The 17,552-nt window shown below is 38.8% G+C and carries 16 protein-coding genes; 8 read left to right on the top strand and 8 right to left on the bottom strand.

Annotation, left to right across the window (positions count from 1 at the left end; genetic code table 11):
- The first annotated feature begins 123 nt into the window (after positions 1 to 123).
- Entirely contained in the window at positions 124 to 1,242 is a 1,119-nt protein-coding gene (locus ABU914_RS10175; protein WP_379669621.1) for a nicotinate phosphoribosyltransferase, read from the top strand.
- Between the two features lie 238 nt (positions 1,243 to 1,480).
- Positions 1,481 to 2,779, top strand: coding sequence for a UDP-N-acetylmuramate--L-alanine ligase (gene murC, locus ABU914_RS10170; protein ID WP_379669620.1), 1,299 nt, complete (start codon positions 1,481 to 1,483; stop codon positions 2,777 to 2,779).
- 51 nt (positions 2,780 to 2,830) lie between these two features.
- Here the strand turns inward: murC and ABU914_RS10165 are convergent, their stop codons facing one another.
- Positions 2,831 to 3,946 (bottom strand): aminopeptidase, encoded by a 1,116-nt coding sequence (locus tag ABU914_RS10165; protein WP_379669619.1) that lies wholly within the window; start codon positions 3,944 to 3,946, stop codon positions 2,831 to 2,833.
- Positions 3,947 to 4,123: 177 nt separating this feature from the next.
- Between ABU914_RS10165 and ABU914_RS10160 the strand changes: the two genes are divergently transcribed.
- The 3 genes from ABU914_RS10160 (at position 4,124) to ABU914_RS10150 (ending at position 6,566) form a co-directional block, all read left to right on the top strand.
- A complete protein-coding gene (locus ABU914_RS10160) occupies positions 4,124 to 4,567 on the top strand; it encodes a DUF948 domain-containing protein (protein ID WP_379669618.1) in 444 nt (147 codons plus the stop codon).
- A gap of 376 nt (positions 4,568 to 4,943) precedes the next feature.
- The gene (locus ABU914_RS10155; RefSeq protein WP_379669617.1) at positions 4,944 to 5,297 is read left to right on the top strand and encodes a YtxH domain-containing protein; all 354 of its coding nucleotides are present in this window, start codon (positions 4,944 to 4,946) and stop codon (positions 5,295 to 5,297) included.
- Positions 5,298 to 5,474: 177 nt separating this feature from the next.
- Positions 5,475 to 6,566, top strand: a complete 1,092-nt coding sequence (locus tag ABU914_RS10150) for a bifunctional 3-deoxy-7-phosphoheptulonate synthase/chorismate mutase (RefSeq protein WP_379669616.1) — start codon at positions 5,475 to 5,477, stop codon at positions 6,564 to 6,566.
- 101 nt (positions 6,567 to 6,667) lie between these two features.
- Here the strand turns inward: ABU914_RS10150 and ABU914_RS10145 are convergent, their stop codons facing one another.
- The 3 genes from ABU914_RS10145 to ABU914_RS10135 all read right to left on the bottom strand — a co-directional run bounded on the left by ABU914_RS10145 (position 6,668) and on the right by ABU914_RS10135 (position 7,631).
- Positions 6,668 to 7,042 (bottom strand): hypothetical protein, encoded by a 375-nt coding sequence (locus tag ABU914_RS10145; protein WP_379669615.1) that lies wholly within the window; start codon positions 7,040 to 7,042, stop codon positions 6,668 to 6,670.
- 161 nt (positions 7,043 to 7,203) lie between these two features.
- Complete coding sequence (locus ABU914_RS10140; RefSeq protein ID WP_379669614.1) at positions 7,204 to 7,350, bottom strand: immunoglobulin-like domain-containing protein; 147 nt, start codon at positions 7,348 to 7,350, stop codon at positions 7,204 to 7,206.
- 20 nt (positions 7,351 to 7,370) lie between these two features.
- Complete coding sequence (locus tag ABU914_RS10135; protein WP_379669613.1) at positions 7,371 to 7,631, bottom strand: hypothetical protein; 261 nt, start codon at positions 7,629 to 7,631, stop codon at positions 7,371 to 7,373.
- Between the two features lie 689 nt (positions 7,632 to 8,320).
- Between ABU914_RS10135 and ccpA the strand changes: the two genes are divergently transcribed.
- Positions 8,321 to 9,319, top strand: coding sequence for a catabolite control protein A (gene ccpA, locus ABU914_RS10130; RefSeq protein WP_379669612.1), 999 nt, complete (start codon positions 8,321 to 8,323; stop codon positions 9,317 to 9,319).
- Between the two features lie 65 nt (positions 9,320 to 9,384).
- Here ccpA and ABU914_RS10125 read toward each other — a convergent pair whose 3' ends face one another.
- The 3 genes from ABU914_RS10125 to ABU914_RS10115 all read right to left on the bottom strand — a co-directional run bounded on the left by ABU914_RS10125 (position 9,385) and on the right by ABU914_RS10115 (position 11,956).
- On the bottom strand, positions 9,385 to 10,533 hold the full coding sequence (locus tag ABU914_RS10125) for an acetoin utilization protein AcuC (protein WP_379669611.1): 1,149 nt from the start codon (positions 10,531 to 10,533) through the stop codon (positions 9,385 to 9,387).
- Positions 10,530 to 11,168: a CBS and ACT domain-containing protein gene (locus ABU914_RS10120; RefSeq protein ID WP_379669610.1), complete on the bottom strand. Its 639-nt coding sequence runs from the start codon at positions 11,166 to 11,168 to the stop codon at positions 10,530 to 10,532. The genes ABU914_RS10125 and ABU914_RS10120 overlap by 4 nt, the downstream gene beginning before the upstream one ends.
- A gap of 155 nt (positions 11,169 to 11,323) precedes the next feature.
- Positions 11,324 to 11,956, bottom strand: coding sequence for a GNAT family N-acetyltransferase (locus tag ABU914_RS10115; protein ID WP_379669609.1), 633 nt, complete (start codon positions 11,954 to 11,956; stop codon positions 11,324 to 11,326).
- A 423-nt stretch (positions 11,957 to 12,379) separates the two neighbouring features.
- Between ABU914_RS10115 and acsA the strand changes: the two genes are divergently transcribed.
- Positions 12,380 to 14,092: an acetate--CoA ligase gene (gene acsA, locus ABU914_RS10110; RefSeq protein ID WP_379669608.1), complete on the top strand. Its 1,713-nt coding sequence runs from the start codon at positions 12,380 to 12,382 to the stop codon at positions 14,090 to 14,092.
- Positions 14,093 to 14,142: 50 nt separating this feature from the next.
- Here the strand turns inward: acsA and ABU914_RS10105 are convergent, their stop codons facing one another.
- Positions 14,143 to 16,959, bottom strand: a complete 2,817-nt coding sequence (locus ABU914_RS10105; RefSeq protein WP_379669607.1) for a transglycosylase domain-containing protein — start codon at positions 16,957 to 16,959, stop codon at positions 14,143 to 14,145.
- 149 nt (positions 16,960 to 17,108) lie between these two features.
- On the opposite strand from ABU914_RS10105, the gene ABU914_RS10100 reads away from it, so the two are divergent.
- Positions 17,109 to 17,552 (top strand): UPF0236 family transposase-like protein (locus ABU914_RS10100; RefSeq protein ID WP_379669606.1); only part of this gene is annotated, 444 nt, incomplete at its 3' end.

The following is a 17,552-nucleotide window of genomic DNA, read 5'->3' as shown; positions in this document are numbered from 1 at the left end:
TTGTCTTCTGATTCGTCGTTTACTATGATAGAGAAGAAAATAAATAAGCATAATTGGAAAATTAATCTTAAGAAAATGGAAATGCGACATGGCAGTAAAATCGAATAAGGAGAACTTGTAAGCATGAAAGAAATTGAGTTGAAACTTCAAGGGAAACTTAAACGTTTAACAAATAAAACGTTTAAGTTTGATGAACGTGTTCGAGAAGGCTGGTTTTCAGCCGTTTATTTTTTAAAAACGAGTGAAATTGCGAAACGTTATAAATCAGATGCAGTCGTAACGATGCAATTTTTTCAAAAAACGGATGATGCTGTTTTATGTGGAACAGACGAAGCCATTGCGCTCGTCCATACGTTTGCCAAAAACCCTGAAGAATTAGAAATTATGTCATTAAAAGATGGGGATAAAATTTCTGCGTTTGAATCGGTTCTCACGATTACAGGTCCTTATCAAAGCTTTGGTTTTCTTGAAGGTATGATCGATGGGATTTTGGCAAGACGAACTTCGGTAGCGACGAATGTGTATAATGTTGTTAAAGCTGCTTCTTACTCTGGTAAGCAGAAACCGATTATATTTATGGGTGATCGAGATGATCATTTCAGCCAGCAAGCGGGTGACGGTTATTCTGCTTACATTGGCGGATCAACGGCCCAAGCGACACATGCGATGAGCGAATGGTGGGGGAAGAAAGGGATGGGCACGATGCCTCATGCACTCATTCAACTATTTAATGGGGATGTCGTTGCTGCGACAAAAGCATATTATGAAACGTTTCCTGAAGATGAGATAATGGCACTTGTTGATTATAACAATGATGTGATTACAGACTCCTTACGTGTCGCTCGTGAATTTAAAGATAAACTAAATGCCGTTCGATTAGATACATCTCGAACAATGGTTGATCAATACTTTTTCCGAAACCAACATGTATTAGGCGATTTTGATCCTCGAGGAGTAAATCCACAACTCATATTTGCGTTACGCAAAGCTCTTGATAACGAAGGCTTTAACCATGTGAAAATCGTCGCTAGTGGCGGCTTTACGAAAGAGAGAATTTTAGAATTTGAGCAACAGAACGTACCGGTTGATATGTATGGTGTTGGAAGTAGTCTTTTAAATATACATATTGGGTTTACTGGGGATAATGTATTACTAAACGGTAAACCAGAAGCGAAAGCAGGAAGAAGATACCGACCGAATCCAAGATTAGAAAAAGTTGAATATGATAAACCATCGCATTAGCCGATTAGCCATTTTTTTGCTATAATGGTCCTCGTCGATGAAACGAGATTACCATCAGCGGTAATCCGCTGATGACTAGCGAGACTTATTAGGTTTTTAGCGTCTGTTGTCTGAAGGGTTAGACGGACGGTTGACAAGTCAAAACATAGACATTAGCAATTTTAAGTAAGTAACCATATAATAACCACATATATATGGCAGCGGAGACATGTAACACAATTGATTGTGGAGGTTCATTATGACAACATTCCATTTTGTTGGAATAAAAGGCACAGGAATGAGTGCACTTGCGCAAATTCTACATGATATGAACGAACGGGTTCAAGGGTCTGATATTAATAAATATTTTTTTACACAAAAAGCATTAGAAGACAAAAATATCCCAATTCTTCCATTCAATAAAGAGAACATTACGAATGGATTAACTGTTATTGCTGGGAATGCGTTTAAAGAAGATCACATAGAAATTGCAGAAGCGAAAGAAAAAAATTTACCAGTTTATCGCTATCATGAATTTCTTGGTGATTTTTCCCGAAAATTTACGAGTATTGCTGTTACAGGTAGTCACGGAAAAACATCAACGACGGGTTTATTGACTCACGTATTGTCACATGCGAAACCGACATCATTTCTTATCGGTGATGGCACGGGATGTGGAAAAGAAAATAGTGAATATTTCGTTTTTGAAGCGTGTGAATATCGGCGCCATTTTCTCGCTTATTATCCTGATTATGCAGTGATGACCAACATTGACTTCGATCATCCCGATTATTTTAAAAATGTTGATGACGTATTCGATGCATTTCAACAAATGGCAAAGCAAGTAAAAAAAGCGATAATCGCATATGGGGACGACCCATATTTACAAAAAATTCAAGCGAACGTTCCTGTCGTTTTCTATGGATTTGATGAAGAAAATGATTTTCAAGCTAGTAACATTACCGTAACTTCTGAAGGGACAACGTTTGACGTATCTGTAAGAAATACGTTTTATGGTTCGTTTTTTATTCCAATGCATGGAAGTCATAATGTACAAAATGCACTTGCAGTTATTGCCATTTGTCATTATGAAAATATTTCGATTGAAACGATTCAAGCTCATCTGCACGATTATACTGGAGTGAAGAGGCGTTTTAATGAAAAGAAATTCAATAATCAAATTTTGATAGACGATTATGCTCATCATCCGACGGAAGTTACAGCAACGATTGAGTCTGCAAGACAAAAGTATCCTAATCGTGAAGTTGTAGCAATTTTTCAGCCACATACGTACTCGCGAACAAAAACGTTTTTAAATGAATTTGCAGAGAGTTTAGCTGAAGCGGATACTGTTTATTTATTGGATATTTTCGGTTCAGCACGAGAAGAACAAGGCAATTTGACAGTTGAAGATTTATGCAGTAAAATTGAAAATTGTGTTTTAATCGATGAAGATACGGTTCATATGTTGGGTAAGCATGATGAGGCTGTACTCATTTTCATGGGTGCAGGTGATATTCAAAAGTACCAGGAAGCATATGAAAAAAGTAGAATGTAAAAAAGCTCGACAACAATTGTCGAGCTCGATTTGTTGCCAACCGTGAAACAATTATTTTAGGCTTTCGGGATTCAACGGCTGGAGTGCCTCAGGAACGAATAGCCCGTCTTTGCGAATTAACATTCCATCGAAGTAAATCTCGCCTCCACCGTATTCAGGACGCTGGATATTGACGAGATCCCAATGAATCGCTGAATGGTTTCCGTTATAAGCATTCTCATAGCACTGGCCAGGTGTAAAATGGAAGCTCCCAGCAATTTTCTCATCGAATAAAATATCGTTCATTGGTTTTAAAATATGTGGATTAAACCCAATCGCAAACTCACCGATATAACGAGCGCCTTCGTCTATATCCAAGATGCGGTTTATTCGTTCAGTGTCGTTTGCATTTGCATCAATAATTTTTCCATCTTTAAACGTAAATTCAACGTGCTCGAACGTAAAGCTTTGATATGGAGAAGGTGTGTTAAATGAAATTACACCATTAACGGACTCCCTTACTGGTGCTGTATACACTTCTCCGTCTGGAATGTTTAGCCGTCCGTCACATTTAATCGCTGGAATGTTTTTAATCGAAAAGTGCAAATCAGTTCCTGGACCTTTAATTTCAACGACATCTGTACGATTCATCCATTCAACGAGCGGTTCCATCGCTTTGCTCATGTGCTGATAATCTAAGTTACATACGTCGAAATAAAAGTTTTCAAATGCTTCCGTGCTCATGTTTGCTAATTGGGCCATTGAAGGTGTTGGATAACGAAGCACACACCACTTTGTTTTTGGCACGCGAATGTCACGATGTACTTTGTTTCCGACTGTTTTTTCATACATCGTTTGTTTATCATGAGGGACGTCAGACAGCTCTGAAATATTGCTTCCAGATCGCAAGCCGATGTACGCATCCATTTCTTTCATAACATGAGATTCAAATTTAGCTTGCATGTCAAATTGCTCGTGAGTGCCTTTTGTTAGCAGTGCACGATTAACGCGATAATCTTTAATGGAGACGAATGGAAGACCACCTCGTTCATACGCTTTTTCTACTAATGCTAGGACAAGTTCTCTTTCAAAGCCAAAGTTTTCAATTAATACTTTTTCCCCTTTTTGCAAGTTTAGTGAATAGCTAATTAAATTTTCAGCTAACTGGTTGATTCTGGGGTCTCTCATAGTCATATCCTCCTTTTACCAATTGTCGAATAGTTTACATTAAACTTGTGAAAAATACTATTGAAAAATATAATGAATACGATGCTATGTTTTATTTTACCTATTTTTATAAAAAATGGTATGGTTTACTTGAAGGAATTACGGGAATGAATTTCTAAGAAGGAGGTGTTTTGGTACGTGACTTGGATACTTTATATTAGTGCATTAATCGCAGCAATCGCTTTTGCAGTTTTAGTTGGCTATCTCGTCCAAACGTTGAAAGCGTTACGCACAACGCTTGATAACGTCGCTTCAACAGTCGACAGTCTTGAACAGCAAATGACTGGAATAACGAGAGAAACAGAACGACTCCTTAACAATACGAATAAATTGACAGAAGATATTCAAGGAAAATCACAAGCACTTGATATTGTTTTTGATCAAGTTAAAGAGGTTGGAACTTCATTAGGGACGTTAAACGAATCATTTAAAAACATTTCAAACCAAGTCGTGTCAGGAACTGAACGATATTCTGATCAAGTTGAAAAAGTTGTTGAGTGGAGTAGCGCTTTAATGAAAATATGGCAAAAGTGGAAAGTGAAGCAAAAAGCGACTGAGGAGTATTTAGAACATAAGGATTAGTAACGTGAACGACTCCCATTTCCAATTAAGTGTATTTCCAGCGGACAGTTATTTAGGAATCTCTATGGTTCGCTACTTTAGTACGTGTAAGATGGTGAGTATATTTGAAAAATTTTACACAGCAGGCGTATTCTCTGCTAGAACCTCATATCTTAAGTATTTAAAGAGCAACTTGCACATCGGATAGGTATTAGGCTTCTAACGTCAATTCTCCGTTATTTACAATTATGTCTTGAGTGAATGACGGGCAGTTGTGACGTAAATTCGTGAAAATTGTTCGACAATCATTAAATTTCATCGTTTCTATTGCACACATATGCTAGAATGCAAATAGTAATGTACGTTTACAAATAAATTATAAAAAGGAGGGTTTTTGATGAGCGATAAAAGTAACAATTCAAGTAAAAACTTTCTTCTCGGTGCAGTAGTCGGAGGCATTGTTGGTGCAGTGACTGCTTTACTTTTAGCGCCGAAATCAGGTAAAGAAATGCGTACTGATTTAAATCAACAAGCATCAGCATTAAAAGAACGTTCGTTGGAGTTAAAAGATACAGCCGTAGAACGTGGAAGTGAATGGATTGCGGTAGCGAAAGAACAATCACAACAAGTGGCTAGCAAAGTGAAAGGTATGACGGAACAAATGAAATCAGAGAATACAGGGCCATTAACGAATAAGAACCCTTTTCTCGAAGAAAATACAACAACGTCTTCTGCGAAAATTGAAGAATAGTCAAAGCTGGGGTCGAAGGCATTTTTGCAAATCGACTCCTTTTTATGTTATGCTTACTTTAGTGCTTAAAAGCGTCTAATCATTAAAGAAAAAGATCGTGACATTCTGAACGATATCATTTATAATAAGTCCTAATCTTAAAAATCGTTACTGAAATCATAAAAGGAGTGGAAAGTAATGGGGAATGTTGAACAATTGCGGGAACAGCTTGATGAAGTGAATCTTCAACTTTTAGAGTTGATTAATAAGCGGGCCGAGTTAGTTCAAGAAATTGGTCAAGTGAAAAAAGTGCAAGGTGTAAATCGTTTTGACCCTGTTCGTGAGCGAAATATGCTTGATTTGATTGCGGAAAAAAATACAGGTCCATTTGAAACGTCAACGTTACAGCATATTTTTAAAGAAATTTTTAAAGCGAGTTTAGAACTTCAAGAAGATGACCATCGAAAAGCACTGCTCGTATCAAGAAAGCGAAAATCAGAAAATACAATTGTTAACATTAAAGGTGAGACAGTAGGTGACGGAGTCCAACGGATTATGGCGGGTCCTTGTTCAGTTGAAAGCTATGAGCAAGTAAGTGAAGTTGCAAAAGCTGTGAAGAAACAAGGCTTTAAATTTTTGCGTGGCGGGGCTTACAAACCGAGAACGTCTCCGTACGATTTCCAAGGTCTTGGCGAAGAAGGCTTAAAAATTTTAAAGCAAGTTGCAGATGAGCATGATCTTGCAGTTATTAGTGAAATTGTAACACCTACAGACATTGAAAAAGCGCTTGATTATATTGATGTTATCCAAATCGGAGCGCGCAACATGCATAATTTTGAATTGCTAAAAGCTGCAGGAGCTGTAAAGAAGCCTGTTCTACTTAAACGTGGGTTATCAGCTACGATCGAGGAGTTTATTAATGCAGCGGAGTACATTATGTCAAATGGTAACGACCAGATTATGCTTTGTGAACGTGGAATTCGAACTTACGAAAAAGCAACTCGAAATACGCTTGATATTTCGGCCGTTCCAATCTTAAAACAAGAGACACACTTACCAGTTGTCGTTGATGTTACGCATTCGACAGGTAGACGTGATTTGTTACTCCCGACAGCAAAAGCAGCATTAGCAATTGGCGCTGATATCGTCATGGCTGAAGTGCATCCAGATCCCGCTGTTGCCCTCTCAGATTCAGCTCAGCAAATGGATATTCCGCAATTTGAAGCATTTATGGATGAGCTACGTGCATCAGGATTATTTAAAGATGTTGCAAAACCTTCTACCCTATAAGGTGGAAGGTTTTCTACTTTAAACGGTATAAAAACGATTGAAAAAGACGATGAAGGCTTGAGAAAAAACCCCGTTAGAACATAAGGGGACATTAATCATAATTATAGTATGTTTTTTACGTGATTAACTCGATTAAGGTTATTCGATAGTTTTTTTGTCTTAACAATACGCCTCCTCTCATTGTGGCAAAAAGCTCCAATAAGCATCAATGTAGGAAGGGTTGACGCGGTTTTCGGTAACTTGACACCGGTTGTAGCTTTGCTGTTATTATCTCCACTTGTATTGTTACCTCCACCTGCATTCACGGTCTTGTGGTCCTTGCCACCATTTTCGTTTTTTTCGAATACGTCCCCGGTTTTCGTATCAAGATATAAGTCGCCTACATTACTAGTATCTGCTTTTGGTGCGCCTGGCCGGTGTGGATAGAAGAACTTTGTTTGCCGTCGTTTCCTTTCAAGTTGTCGATTTTTGTCCATGTATTCGGATCACGTTTGTAGATGTCGCCAGTTGTTACATCAAGGTATAAATCCCCATTATCTCCCCGAGATGATCACTTAGCGCTCCTTCTCCTGTATACCATGAATCAAAGGGTTCAACGATATTTACTGTCCGTACGACGCTTGTTTCATTTCATACATTATCGCTGACCGTAATATGTCACTGTATAGGTTCCGACTGTGTTCGTATCAACATTACATGAAACTTCGATACGTTCGAAAACATAACTTCCGAGGTTATCTTTAGCCGTTGCACCATGGTCCTCGAAGGAATCACTTTGCTTCACGGTTAGTGGAATGCCTCTATTTAATGTAATAATGGGTGCTTCGTTATCGATCGGAATGGTAGCTTTATGGTGGTGATTAAAGCATTTTCTTCATCGTGTAATATACATGTAAAAGCAACAGGCAACTCAATATTAACATTCATTCCAACTTCATCTGCTTTAATGATGACATGTCCATCTTCACCTTGTCTAAATGGTCCAACTTCTACTCCACTAGTTGGAATGAAGAGTGATCCTTCACCTGGTCTAGGGATTTCTAGATTGCTAAAAGGACCTTTCATAATTGATGTGGTCGTAATTTTAGATCTTAATTTGAATATTGGTGATTCAGCCATACTGCCAATTGGAAAGAAATTAGATGGAAGATCTTTGGGAATGATAATTTCTATCGATGATTTGTTATATTAAAATTTTGATTGGGGGCAACCCAATTTGGAATTCTGCTTTAATGAACGGGAAAAAAGTTAGATCGGTTACGACTCTGCCAGGTAAAGTAACGATGGTACAAGCAAAATTAACACCCACTTCTAGACTGCTGTATTTGCTTAATTCGTACTAAATAATAAAAGAAAGCTCATTGACAAACTAAACATTGCAACAACTATGTTTTTAATAAAACTATTAATTTTAGAACACCTTTTTTATAGGTTGGTCTACGTAGATGTACGTGTTCTTAGTTACTGAGTTAAAGATTTATTTTTCTTTTAACAATCTCGAAAAATATCGGGTCTTCATCATTTACTTTTACATGATACCTACATTTGTCGGGTCGATGGATAAAAAAACATGATATGAACGCATTTTAAATGTTATGTAAAGAACGGAAAATGACATGATCGTGATTGAACAAATGTCTTTTTAAAAATTGGTGTTCACATTTGCCGTTGCAAACATAGTGAAGTATGATAGACAATAGAATAGGAAATCATGAGTAATGTGTGATGGTTTTGGCTAAGGAGGTAGCACGACTGTGAGTGCGACAATCTATGATGTTGCGAGAGAGGCAAATGTTTCGATGGCGACCGTCTCTCGTGTAGTTAATGGAAACCCAAATGTAAAGCCTTCAACACGAAAAAAAGTGCTTGAAGCAATTGAGCGACTCGGTTATCGACCGAACGCTGTAGCTCGTGGGTTAGCGAGCAAAAAGACGACGACAGTTGGTGTGATCATACCTGATATTGCAAGTATTCTTTTTGCTGAACTTGCACGTGGGATCGAAGATATTGCGACAATGTATGAATACAATATTATTTTAAGCAACTCCGATCAAAATAAGGAAAAAGAAATGCGTCTTATGGAAACGATGCTTGGAAAACAAGTAGACGGAGTAATTTTTATGGGTGGCAAGCTTAGTGATGAACTTATTGAAGAATTTAAAAAATCGCCTGTACCTGTAGTTTTAGCAGCAACAGTTGACGAAGATCGCGGAACACCGTCGGTTAATATCGATTATGAAGTGGCCAGCTTTGAAGCCGTCCAATCACTGATTGAAAAGGGGCATAAACATGTCGCTGCTGTTATCGGTCCATTAGAAGATCCGATTAATGGACAACTTAAGTTTTCGGGTTATCGTAAAGCAATGGAAGAAGCAGGTGTCGGAATAAAAGACGGGTACGTGTCTGTTGGCGATCTATCGTACGATTCTGGGTTGCAAGCAGCTGAAGCATTTTTGCAATTACCGGAAAAACCGACTGCGATTTTCGTCGGTACAGATGAAATGGCACTCGGTGTCATTCACGGTATTCAAGATGCGAAATTGTCTGTCCCTGACGACATTGAAATTGTCGGGTTTGATAATACGAGATTAGCGACGATGGTTCGTCCGACATTAACGACTGTTGTACTGCCAATGTATGATATTGGTGCAGTTGCAATGCGTTTATTAACGAAGTTTATGAATAAAGAAGAAGTGGAAGAACGAAACGTCATCTTACCGCATCGCATTGAATATCGTGAATCGACGAAATAAAAACCGAATAGGCGAGAGCTGGTCTCAGCCTTTTCGGTTTTTGGCGTTAAAACTATGAGAAGTTGTCACACGTAGCGAATGATGGATAGCGCTTTTTCGAGCATCGCTGCATTTTTTTCAGTAATTTCAGCCTTTCTCGGAATCGGTTCATATAAGTCCGGCGGGTCTTCCCATGTTGTTGGAAGTTCATAAGGAGATAGCGCTTGCCAGCGGTCGAGCCAACTCTCGGGAAGTTGACCAGACAATTCAATTTCGTTCATATTAAGCCATACTTTCCCCCATGCTCTTGGAACGACTCGCCAAATGTCATAGCCTCCGCCACCAACTGCAATCCAGCGCCCTTCACAATATTCGTGTGCGAGTTCGTGGGCAAGCTTAGGAATGACATCATAGCTTTTCATCGTTAACGATAAATGAGTGAGTGGGTCATAGTAGTGTGCATCAACACCGTTTTGCGTCAAAATGATATCAGGTCGGAAATGTTCTGCGACTTCTCTCACTAATGTTTCATAAATATTCAACCATGATTCGTCTTCAGTAAATGCATCGACAGGAACATTGAAAGAAGAACCGTAGCCAGTCCCTTGTCCTCTTTCAGAATAGTTACCTGTCCCAGGAAATAAATAGCGACCTGTTTCGTGTATTGAAATTGTACAAACATGCGGATCATCGTAAAATGTCCATTGTACACCGTCACCGTGATGTGCATCTGTATCAATATAGAGAACTCGTGCATCATAATGTTCCCTTAACCATTTAATTGCGATAGAACAGTCATTGTAAACGCAAAATCCTGATGCTTTACCTCGAAACCCGTGATGCAAGCCTCCACCTAGATTTAACGCATGATGAACATGACCTTCCATCACTTGTTCGGCAGCGAGGAGCGTTCCTCCGACGAGAAGTGAACTCGCTTCGTGCATATGTTGAAAGATCGGTGTGTCTTCGGTACCTAAACCAAAACTTTCTGCTGTATCCACGTCAAGGTTCCCTTCACCTGCTCGTTTGACAACATCGATAAATTCTTTATCATGAACTAACGCAATTTCGTTATCCGTTGCGATTTTTGGTGCAATAATTTGATGCTTATTAATAACTTTGCATTCTTTTAGTAAATCAAGTGTCATTTTTACTCGTTGTTGATTAAACGGATGATCATCACTAAACTTATAAGCCAGCATGTCGTCAGAATAAATAAATATTGTTTTCTTCATTCGGCTATCCCCGGGAATGACGGCCATACAACGGAAAAGCCTTTTTCTTCTAATTTTTTTATAATTGTCGTTGGATCCATCGTTTGAACCCGAATCACGAGTCGTTTAAAATGATGATTCGGATAAACGAGAACGCTTGTGATGTTAACGTTTTCTTCACTAATGAGGTGAGCAACGCTTGCAAGAGTGCCAGCTTTATTTTCTACCTTCACTTCTACAACTGAACTCGGTTGATCGGCACCTGTTAGTTGAACGAGTGTATAGAGCATATCCGTTTCAGTAACGAGGCCAATGACACGCTTTTGTTGTACGATAGGGATACAGCCAATTTTATGTTCATATAGCATTGCTGCTAAATCTTCTACGAAATCTAAGCGATGACCTGTAATAAGATCTGTGACCATAAACTGAGTAACAGGTTTTGAAAAGAATGTTTCATCTGTTAGTTTTTGAAAAGAGGAAGGTAGTGCATCTTTAATATTTCTTTCTGCAATCATACCAACAAGTTCCTCATTTTTATTAACAATAGGCAAATGCCGAATTTTATGGTTTTTCATAAGTTGTAATGCGTAATAAATCGACTCATCTTCTGGACACGTTATCACATCTGTTTTCATAATTTCTTCGACGAGCATACTAGACCTCCTTCATGGAATTATATGTGACGAGCGGAACGCTTTATTTCTAAACGAAGTTACGTTGTTTTTTCTCATTTTCGATCTGGCTTCTGATATCTTATCTCTCGGCTTTCAGTTTTCAACCAATCTTGTAGCCAGCTTCTGAGTTTTAACTAGTACATAAATCGATTTTTAAACCGAAGCTGATCAAATTGTTCAATGGATTCTTGATCAACACGTTTTCCAATCCGTGCCATTAAACAGTTAGCTGGATGTGAGCTAATTTCTGGATCGTCGGTCGCATACCATTCGAGACCGCCTGCATTCATCATTTTTTCCATCACTTTTCGGTATTCCCAGACAGATAATTTCGTACCTTTTAAATCCCAATGCCAATAATATTCGGTTGTAATAATAATGTAGTCTTCCATGGCGTCATCCATCATGGAAACACGTAATAAATTTTTTCCAACACCGAAGCGGCGAAATTTTGGGATGATTTCAATGGCTCCTAATTCAATTAAGTTTTCCATGTTTCCCTCCGACCACCGTTCTAGCGGATCTGGATACACATATGTTACATAGCCAACAACCATATTTTCATGGCGGGCTACGATAATTCTTCCTTCTGGGAGTTTCGCAATTTCGACAAGTGCTTTATGTTGTTGTTCGGATGGACGAAACGCGATGAGGTCTTCATGGAAATCATGACTAGCTAGTTGTTTCGAAGAAATTGGACCTTCGATTATCACTTCACCGTGGGTTGTTTCAAGTGTCATGGAGTGATACGTCTTTTTATGTTCCATCTGGCACCACCTTTTTAAAAAACGTCATTGGTAATTTTTCCGAAAATGCGTGTTCAAAAAGAAGGTCAACTATTCTACATCGTATAATTGCAAAGGGATTTATTTTAAATAGTGGCTTGTTACATAATCGACATTAGTAAGCTATACCTATACGATATACGCTTTTTTTGTTTTTGTCTTATGGAAATGTCATCTCTTGAGGAATGACAGGATAACTTTCCGAGCATGCGTCATCCTAATGACATCTTGGGTGTAAAAGCTTCAACTCTTTTTGAACAAAATTCTTGTATACGTCCTATTATACATAAGAAATGGTGTTGAAACCGTTTGTTATTCAAGTTACCCTAAAAAGTAAAAATTTTGTTTATGGGCTTAATAGTTGTATACTTTGATTATATAGTAAAAGGTGAAAGGGGAAATTCCATGCGAGTGGAGATGCTTCCCGCTTTACAAGGGGATTATAATTTGCATGATTATGCTTCGTTGAAACGATCATTTTCATGGGACGAGGCACAAGCTTATTTTAGCTGGAACCAAACAAACAAAGTGAATATCGCTTATGAAGCTATTGACAAGCACGCTGAATCTGATAAAAAAGACAAGATTGCACTTCTTTTTTCCGATGTTACCCGGAATGAAAGCTATACATTCTTAGAGATGAAACGACAATCGAACAAAGTCGCCAATGTGCTGAAAGAAATTGGGATTAACAAAGGTGATCGTGTATTTACATTTATGCCGCGTTGTCCTGAACTTTACTTTTCATTGTTCGGTATTTTAAAGGTCGGTGCCATTGTCGGTCCGATGTTTCAAGCGTTTCAAGAAGAAGCTGTTCGCGAACGGCTTTTTGACAGTGGAGCGAAGGCAGTTTTTACGACGCCTCAGTTGCTTTCGCGTATTCCGGTTCACACGTTGCCAAATTTAGAGCATATTATTGTTATCGGTGAAAATGTTAACGAAGAAGGTCCGATTCTCGACTACTCTAAGCGAGTAAATACGGCTGACGATGAATTCGAGATCGAATGGGTCGATTTAGAAGACGGAATGATTTTACATTATACGTCTGAATCAATAGGGGAACCGAAAGGGATTTATCATGTTCATCATGCGATGCTTCAGCTTTACATGACTGCTAAATGGGTACTTGATTTAAAAGAAAATGATGTGTATTGGTGTACGGCTGATCCAGGCTGGATAACCGGTACGGCTTATGGTGTATTTGCTCCATGGTTATTAGGGACGACAAATGTTATCCTCGGGGGTCGATTTAATCCAAGTAAATGGTATGAAGCGATTGAAACGTATGACATCTCTGTTTGGTATAGTGCACCAACGGCATTTCGGATGTTAATGGGAGCAGGGGATGAACTTGCGAAACAGTATAATCTTCATTCGCTAAGACACATTTTAACTGTCGGTGAGCCACTAAATCCAGAAGTGATTCGCTGGGGCATGAAAGTATTGAAGCAGAGGATTCATGATACGTGGTGGATGACGGAAACAGGTGCAATTATGATTTCCAATTTTCCAAGTATGAACATTAAGCCAGGTTCTATGGGAAAGCCGTTGCCGGGAATTACAGCTGCAATTGTTGATGACTTCGGAGAAGAGGTTCCGCCGAATCATATGGGCAATATTGCTATCAAACGCGGTTGGCCGGCGATGATGCGAAAAATTTGGAATGACGAAGAAAATAAATACACGGCATATTTCACGAAAAATGATTGGTTTCTAACGGGTGATTCAGGTTATATGGATGATGAAGGTTATTTTTGGTTTCAAGGTCGGATTGACGATGTCATCATGACGTCTGGTGAAAGAGTAGGACCGTTTGAAGTTGAAAGTAAACTACTGGAACATCCGGCAGTTGCGGAAGCGGGGGTGATTGGAAAACCTGATCCTGCTCGAGGTGAAGTGATTAAAGCGTTCGTTTCACTAAAAAAAGGCTATCACGGTTCACCTGAATTAGAAGAAGAGATTAAGCGTTTCGTTCAAAAAGCACTATCTGTTCATGCTGCCCCACGTGAAATCGAATTTCGTGAAAAACTTCCAAAAACGAAAAGTGGAAAGATTATTCGCCGTGTATTAAAAGCATGGGAGCTAAACTTACCAACAGATGACGTAGAAAAAAAATAAGAATGAAAGAAATCCCTCTAACGCACAAAATGATAGAGGGATTTTCAATTTCATTCATGAAATGACACGATTTGTGATGGTGATGATTCGTTACCAGCAACATCAACAGCAGTGACAAAATAATTACCTTTCGCTGAGAGTTCAAACGTGTTTTTGTTTGAAAAGGTTGCAACACTACCAATTACGGTATAGGAATCGTTATCCACTCTGTAAATACGGTAGCCGACGATATCGTGTTCAGGGTGGGGAGCCCAAATGATGGATGTGCCTTTTATCGTTACGCCATGGACTTCTCCAGGTATACTACCATTTTCCTTCGCTTGCTTTGCTGCAACCCCATCAACGGCTGAGAAATCAAACGAGGTAGCACCTTGAAATTGTTCGATATTAAGTTGAACACCTTGTTTCGTAAATTCTTTTGGTGTTGAGTCAAGGGCAATATAATTTCTCCCGTTCATTACAACGTATCGAATGAGATCTAAATGAGCATCTTCGTCTGTCGGTGCAAACTTTGCGTTATACAAGTCGGTAGTTACAAGTCCGGCTCGTTCACACGCTTCAGACGGTAAGTTACCTGTAACCCCGCAAAGAGTTCGTTTCACAATTCCACTAGGCATCGCAAATCGCTGTTTTGGTGCGACGACATCAGGTTTAATGTCATACGTTGCATTCATGAGTAACGCCCATAGCCGTTGTGTCCGATGAGCATAGTTGCTTCGGTCAAGACTCATCGGTTTTTCGTATCCTGTCCAAATACCGAAAGTAACGTTCGGATTTGATGCGACGAACCATGAATCGTGCCAATCTTGAGACGTTCCCGTTTTTCCAGCCCAGTCTGCATTAAATTTTAAATAGCTAGGCAACCTTCCAGCCGTTCCGTTTTTTAGAACATCTCTCATCATATCAAGCGTTAAATAAGCGGTTTGTGGGCTAAAGACGTCAACAGGTTGAGACTCATGTTCATACACGATCTCACCATCGTTAGAAACGATTTTTTCGATCATATAAGCATCGACAAATTTTCCGCCATTTGCAAAGGTAACGAACGCATTTGTATTTTCTTCAACGGTAACTCCTCGCGTTAATCCGCCGAGCGACATTGATTTATTATATCGATCAGCTCCATGGACGAGCGATGTAAAGCCCATTTTCTCTAAGTATGCTGTTGCTTCATAAGGCTCCATGAGTAAAAAAGCTCGGGCAGCAGGCAAGTTAATTGAGTCTTTAAGCGCTTCACGGACAGTGACTGGTCCACGGTGGCTACCTCCATAGTTTTTTGGATTCCAATCTTTTACTTCGGTGAGAGGAGAATCCATCAAGATCGAGCCAGGTTGTAGCTTACCTAACTCCATCGCTGGAGCATAGTCGAGCAACGGTTTCATTGTTGAACCGTTTGAACGATAAGCTTGTGTAGCGTAATTTAACTGGGATTCCTCATAGTCTCTACCACCAACGAAACTTAAAATTTTTCCAGTTTTATTTTCAATAAGAATACCGCCGAGTTGCATCGGGAATTGCTTTGAAATTTTCCCGCTTGCGTCTGAATCGTTTATTAACGCTGTTTTAGGAGATTGAAAATATGCACTGTTAGCAAGGACATTATTTTTCGCCTTTTCCATTGCATCATATATGTCTTTGTCGATCGTTGTGTAGATCTGATAGCCTTTGCGACGAATTAAGTCATCTGCGTTTTTAACGTATTCATTGAAAAGCTCATAGTCTTTTTTGACTTGTTGAAAATCAAGTTTTTGTGCTTTTGTTATATCTTCAATCGGTTTACCGAAAAATCGTGCTTCAAACTCTAAGTTGTTATATAGTCGATGATGATGAGCAAGCTCATCTCCATCAAGTTTGTCTTCATTTGCAAATGTTTTGGCAAGGACTTCTATTGCGCGACGTTCGACTTCAAAATGAACGTATGGATATTCTTTTTGAGGAACAGGATGTTGTTTTGCTAAATTTGCTTTAATATCATAATCCAATGCTTCTTTGTACTGCTTTTCGTCGATCAATCCAGAAACTCGCATTCTTTTTAAGACTGTTTCCATTCGGTTAAGCCCAACTTCAATTGAATCTTTCACTGTCCCATCGTTGTTAAACGGTGTATAACGATAAGGATTTTGTGGTAAACCAGCTATAAAAGCGGATTGCGGTAAATTTAGTTCTTTTGCAGAGACGCCAAAAATTCCTTGAGCTGCCGCTTCGATTCCTGCTACATTTTGTCCAGAAGCACTTCGACCAAATGAAACGATATTTAAATATGCTTCTAAAATTTCTTCTTTTTGGAGAAAACGTTCGAGTCTCATCGCAAGTAAAATTTCTTTTGCTTTTCTTTTAAAGGATACTTCGCTCGTAAGCAACTGATTTTTGACAAGTTGCTGAGTCAACGTACTTCCCCCTGTTTGCACAGAAGCGTTTGTTAATTCTTGATAGGTCGCGCGAAAGAGCGCTTTCGGGACGATCCCATTATGCTCATAGAAATAATTGTCTTCAGTAGCAAGTAGGGCATTAATGACATGTTCTGATACATCGTCTAACGCAATTTCTTTTCGTTCGAGGTCCGACTGTAAGTTGCCGAGCAACGTATTGTTAGCAAAGTACACTTGGCTCGTTACATCATAGTTATAAATGTCCGATTTCATTTCCTCCTCAGTCAGTATTTTTTCATCTTTCACTAACGAAGCGAAATAACCGGCCCCGATACCAACTCCGAAAAATACCGCCATTAAACTGAATACAATAAAAATAAGCAAAAGATTCCAGGCTACTTTGTAGGCAATATTTAGTTTTCGAAAGATGCCACATTCGTTTGCAGTTTGAATAAACTTTTGGTATGTTTCAAAAACTTTTCTTATATAATCTTTCATAGACATACCCTCCATCAAAAACAAGTGCTAAATATGTGTAAAATTTTACTCGGGGGATATTTAGGTTATTTTATTAGATAAAAAAAGGGAGGCACTCTATCATAAATGTATGCTTACGATGGCAAATACATTTAGAAAGAGACCTTCCCATGGAACGTATTATAACAAGAATTTATGAATTATTAAAGGAAACAACTAACCTCATTGAATTTGAAGAACAGTTACAATTACTTATGTATGACACTTTTACGGATTTAGTTGGAGAAGTGTTTACTAAAATAAACCAAGTCATCAAAGAACAAAAACAAGAAGAGAACTGGAAAGTAGGACGAAATGATGAAAAAGGAATCCAATTTATTTTTGGAAATGTAAGATATAAACGTACGCTCATGTATGATGATAAATGTAATCCTAGATATCCTTTGGATGAATGGCTAGGGCTCAGAAAGCGCCAACGTCAAAGTCCATTGGTTGAAGTGAAGGTGGCTGAATTAGCTAGTAAGAGTGACTATCGTCAATCAGCACGTATTTTAAAGGAATGGATGGCCGTTGATATAAGTCACACAACGGTTGGAAGTATTGTAAGGCGAGTA

This window comes from Pueribacillus sp. YX66 (assembly GCF_041725775.1).
Classification (GTDB): domain Bacteria; phylum Bacillota; class Bacilli; order Bacillales; family UBA6769; genus Pueribacillus.
The sequence above is the reverse complement of the archived record's forward strand: the minus strand, read 5'-3'. Positions and strand labels throughout refer to the sequence as shown.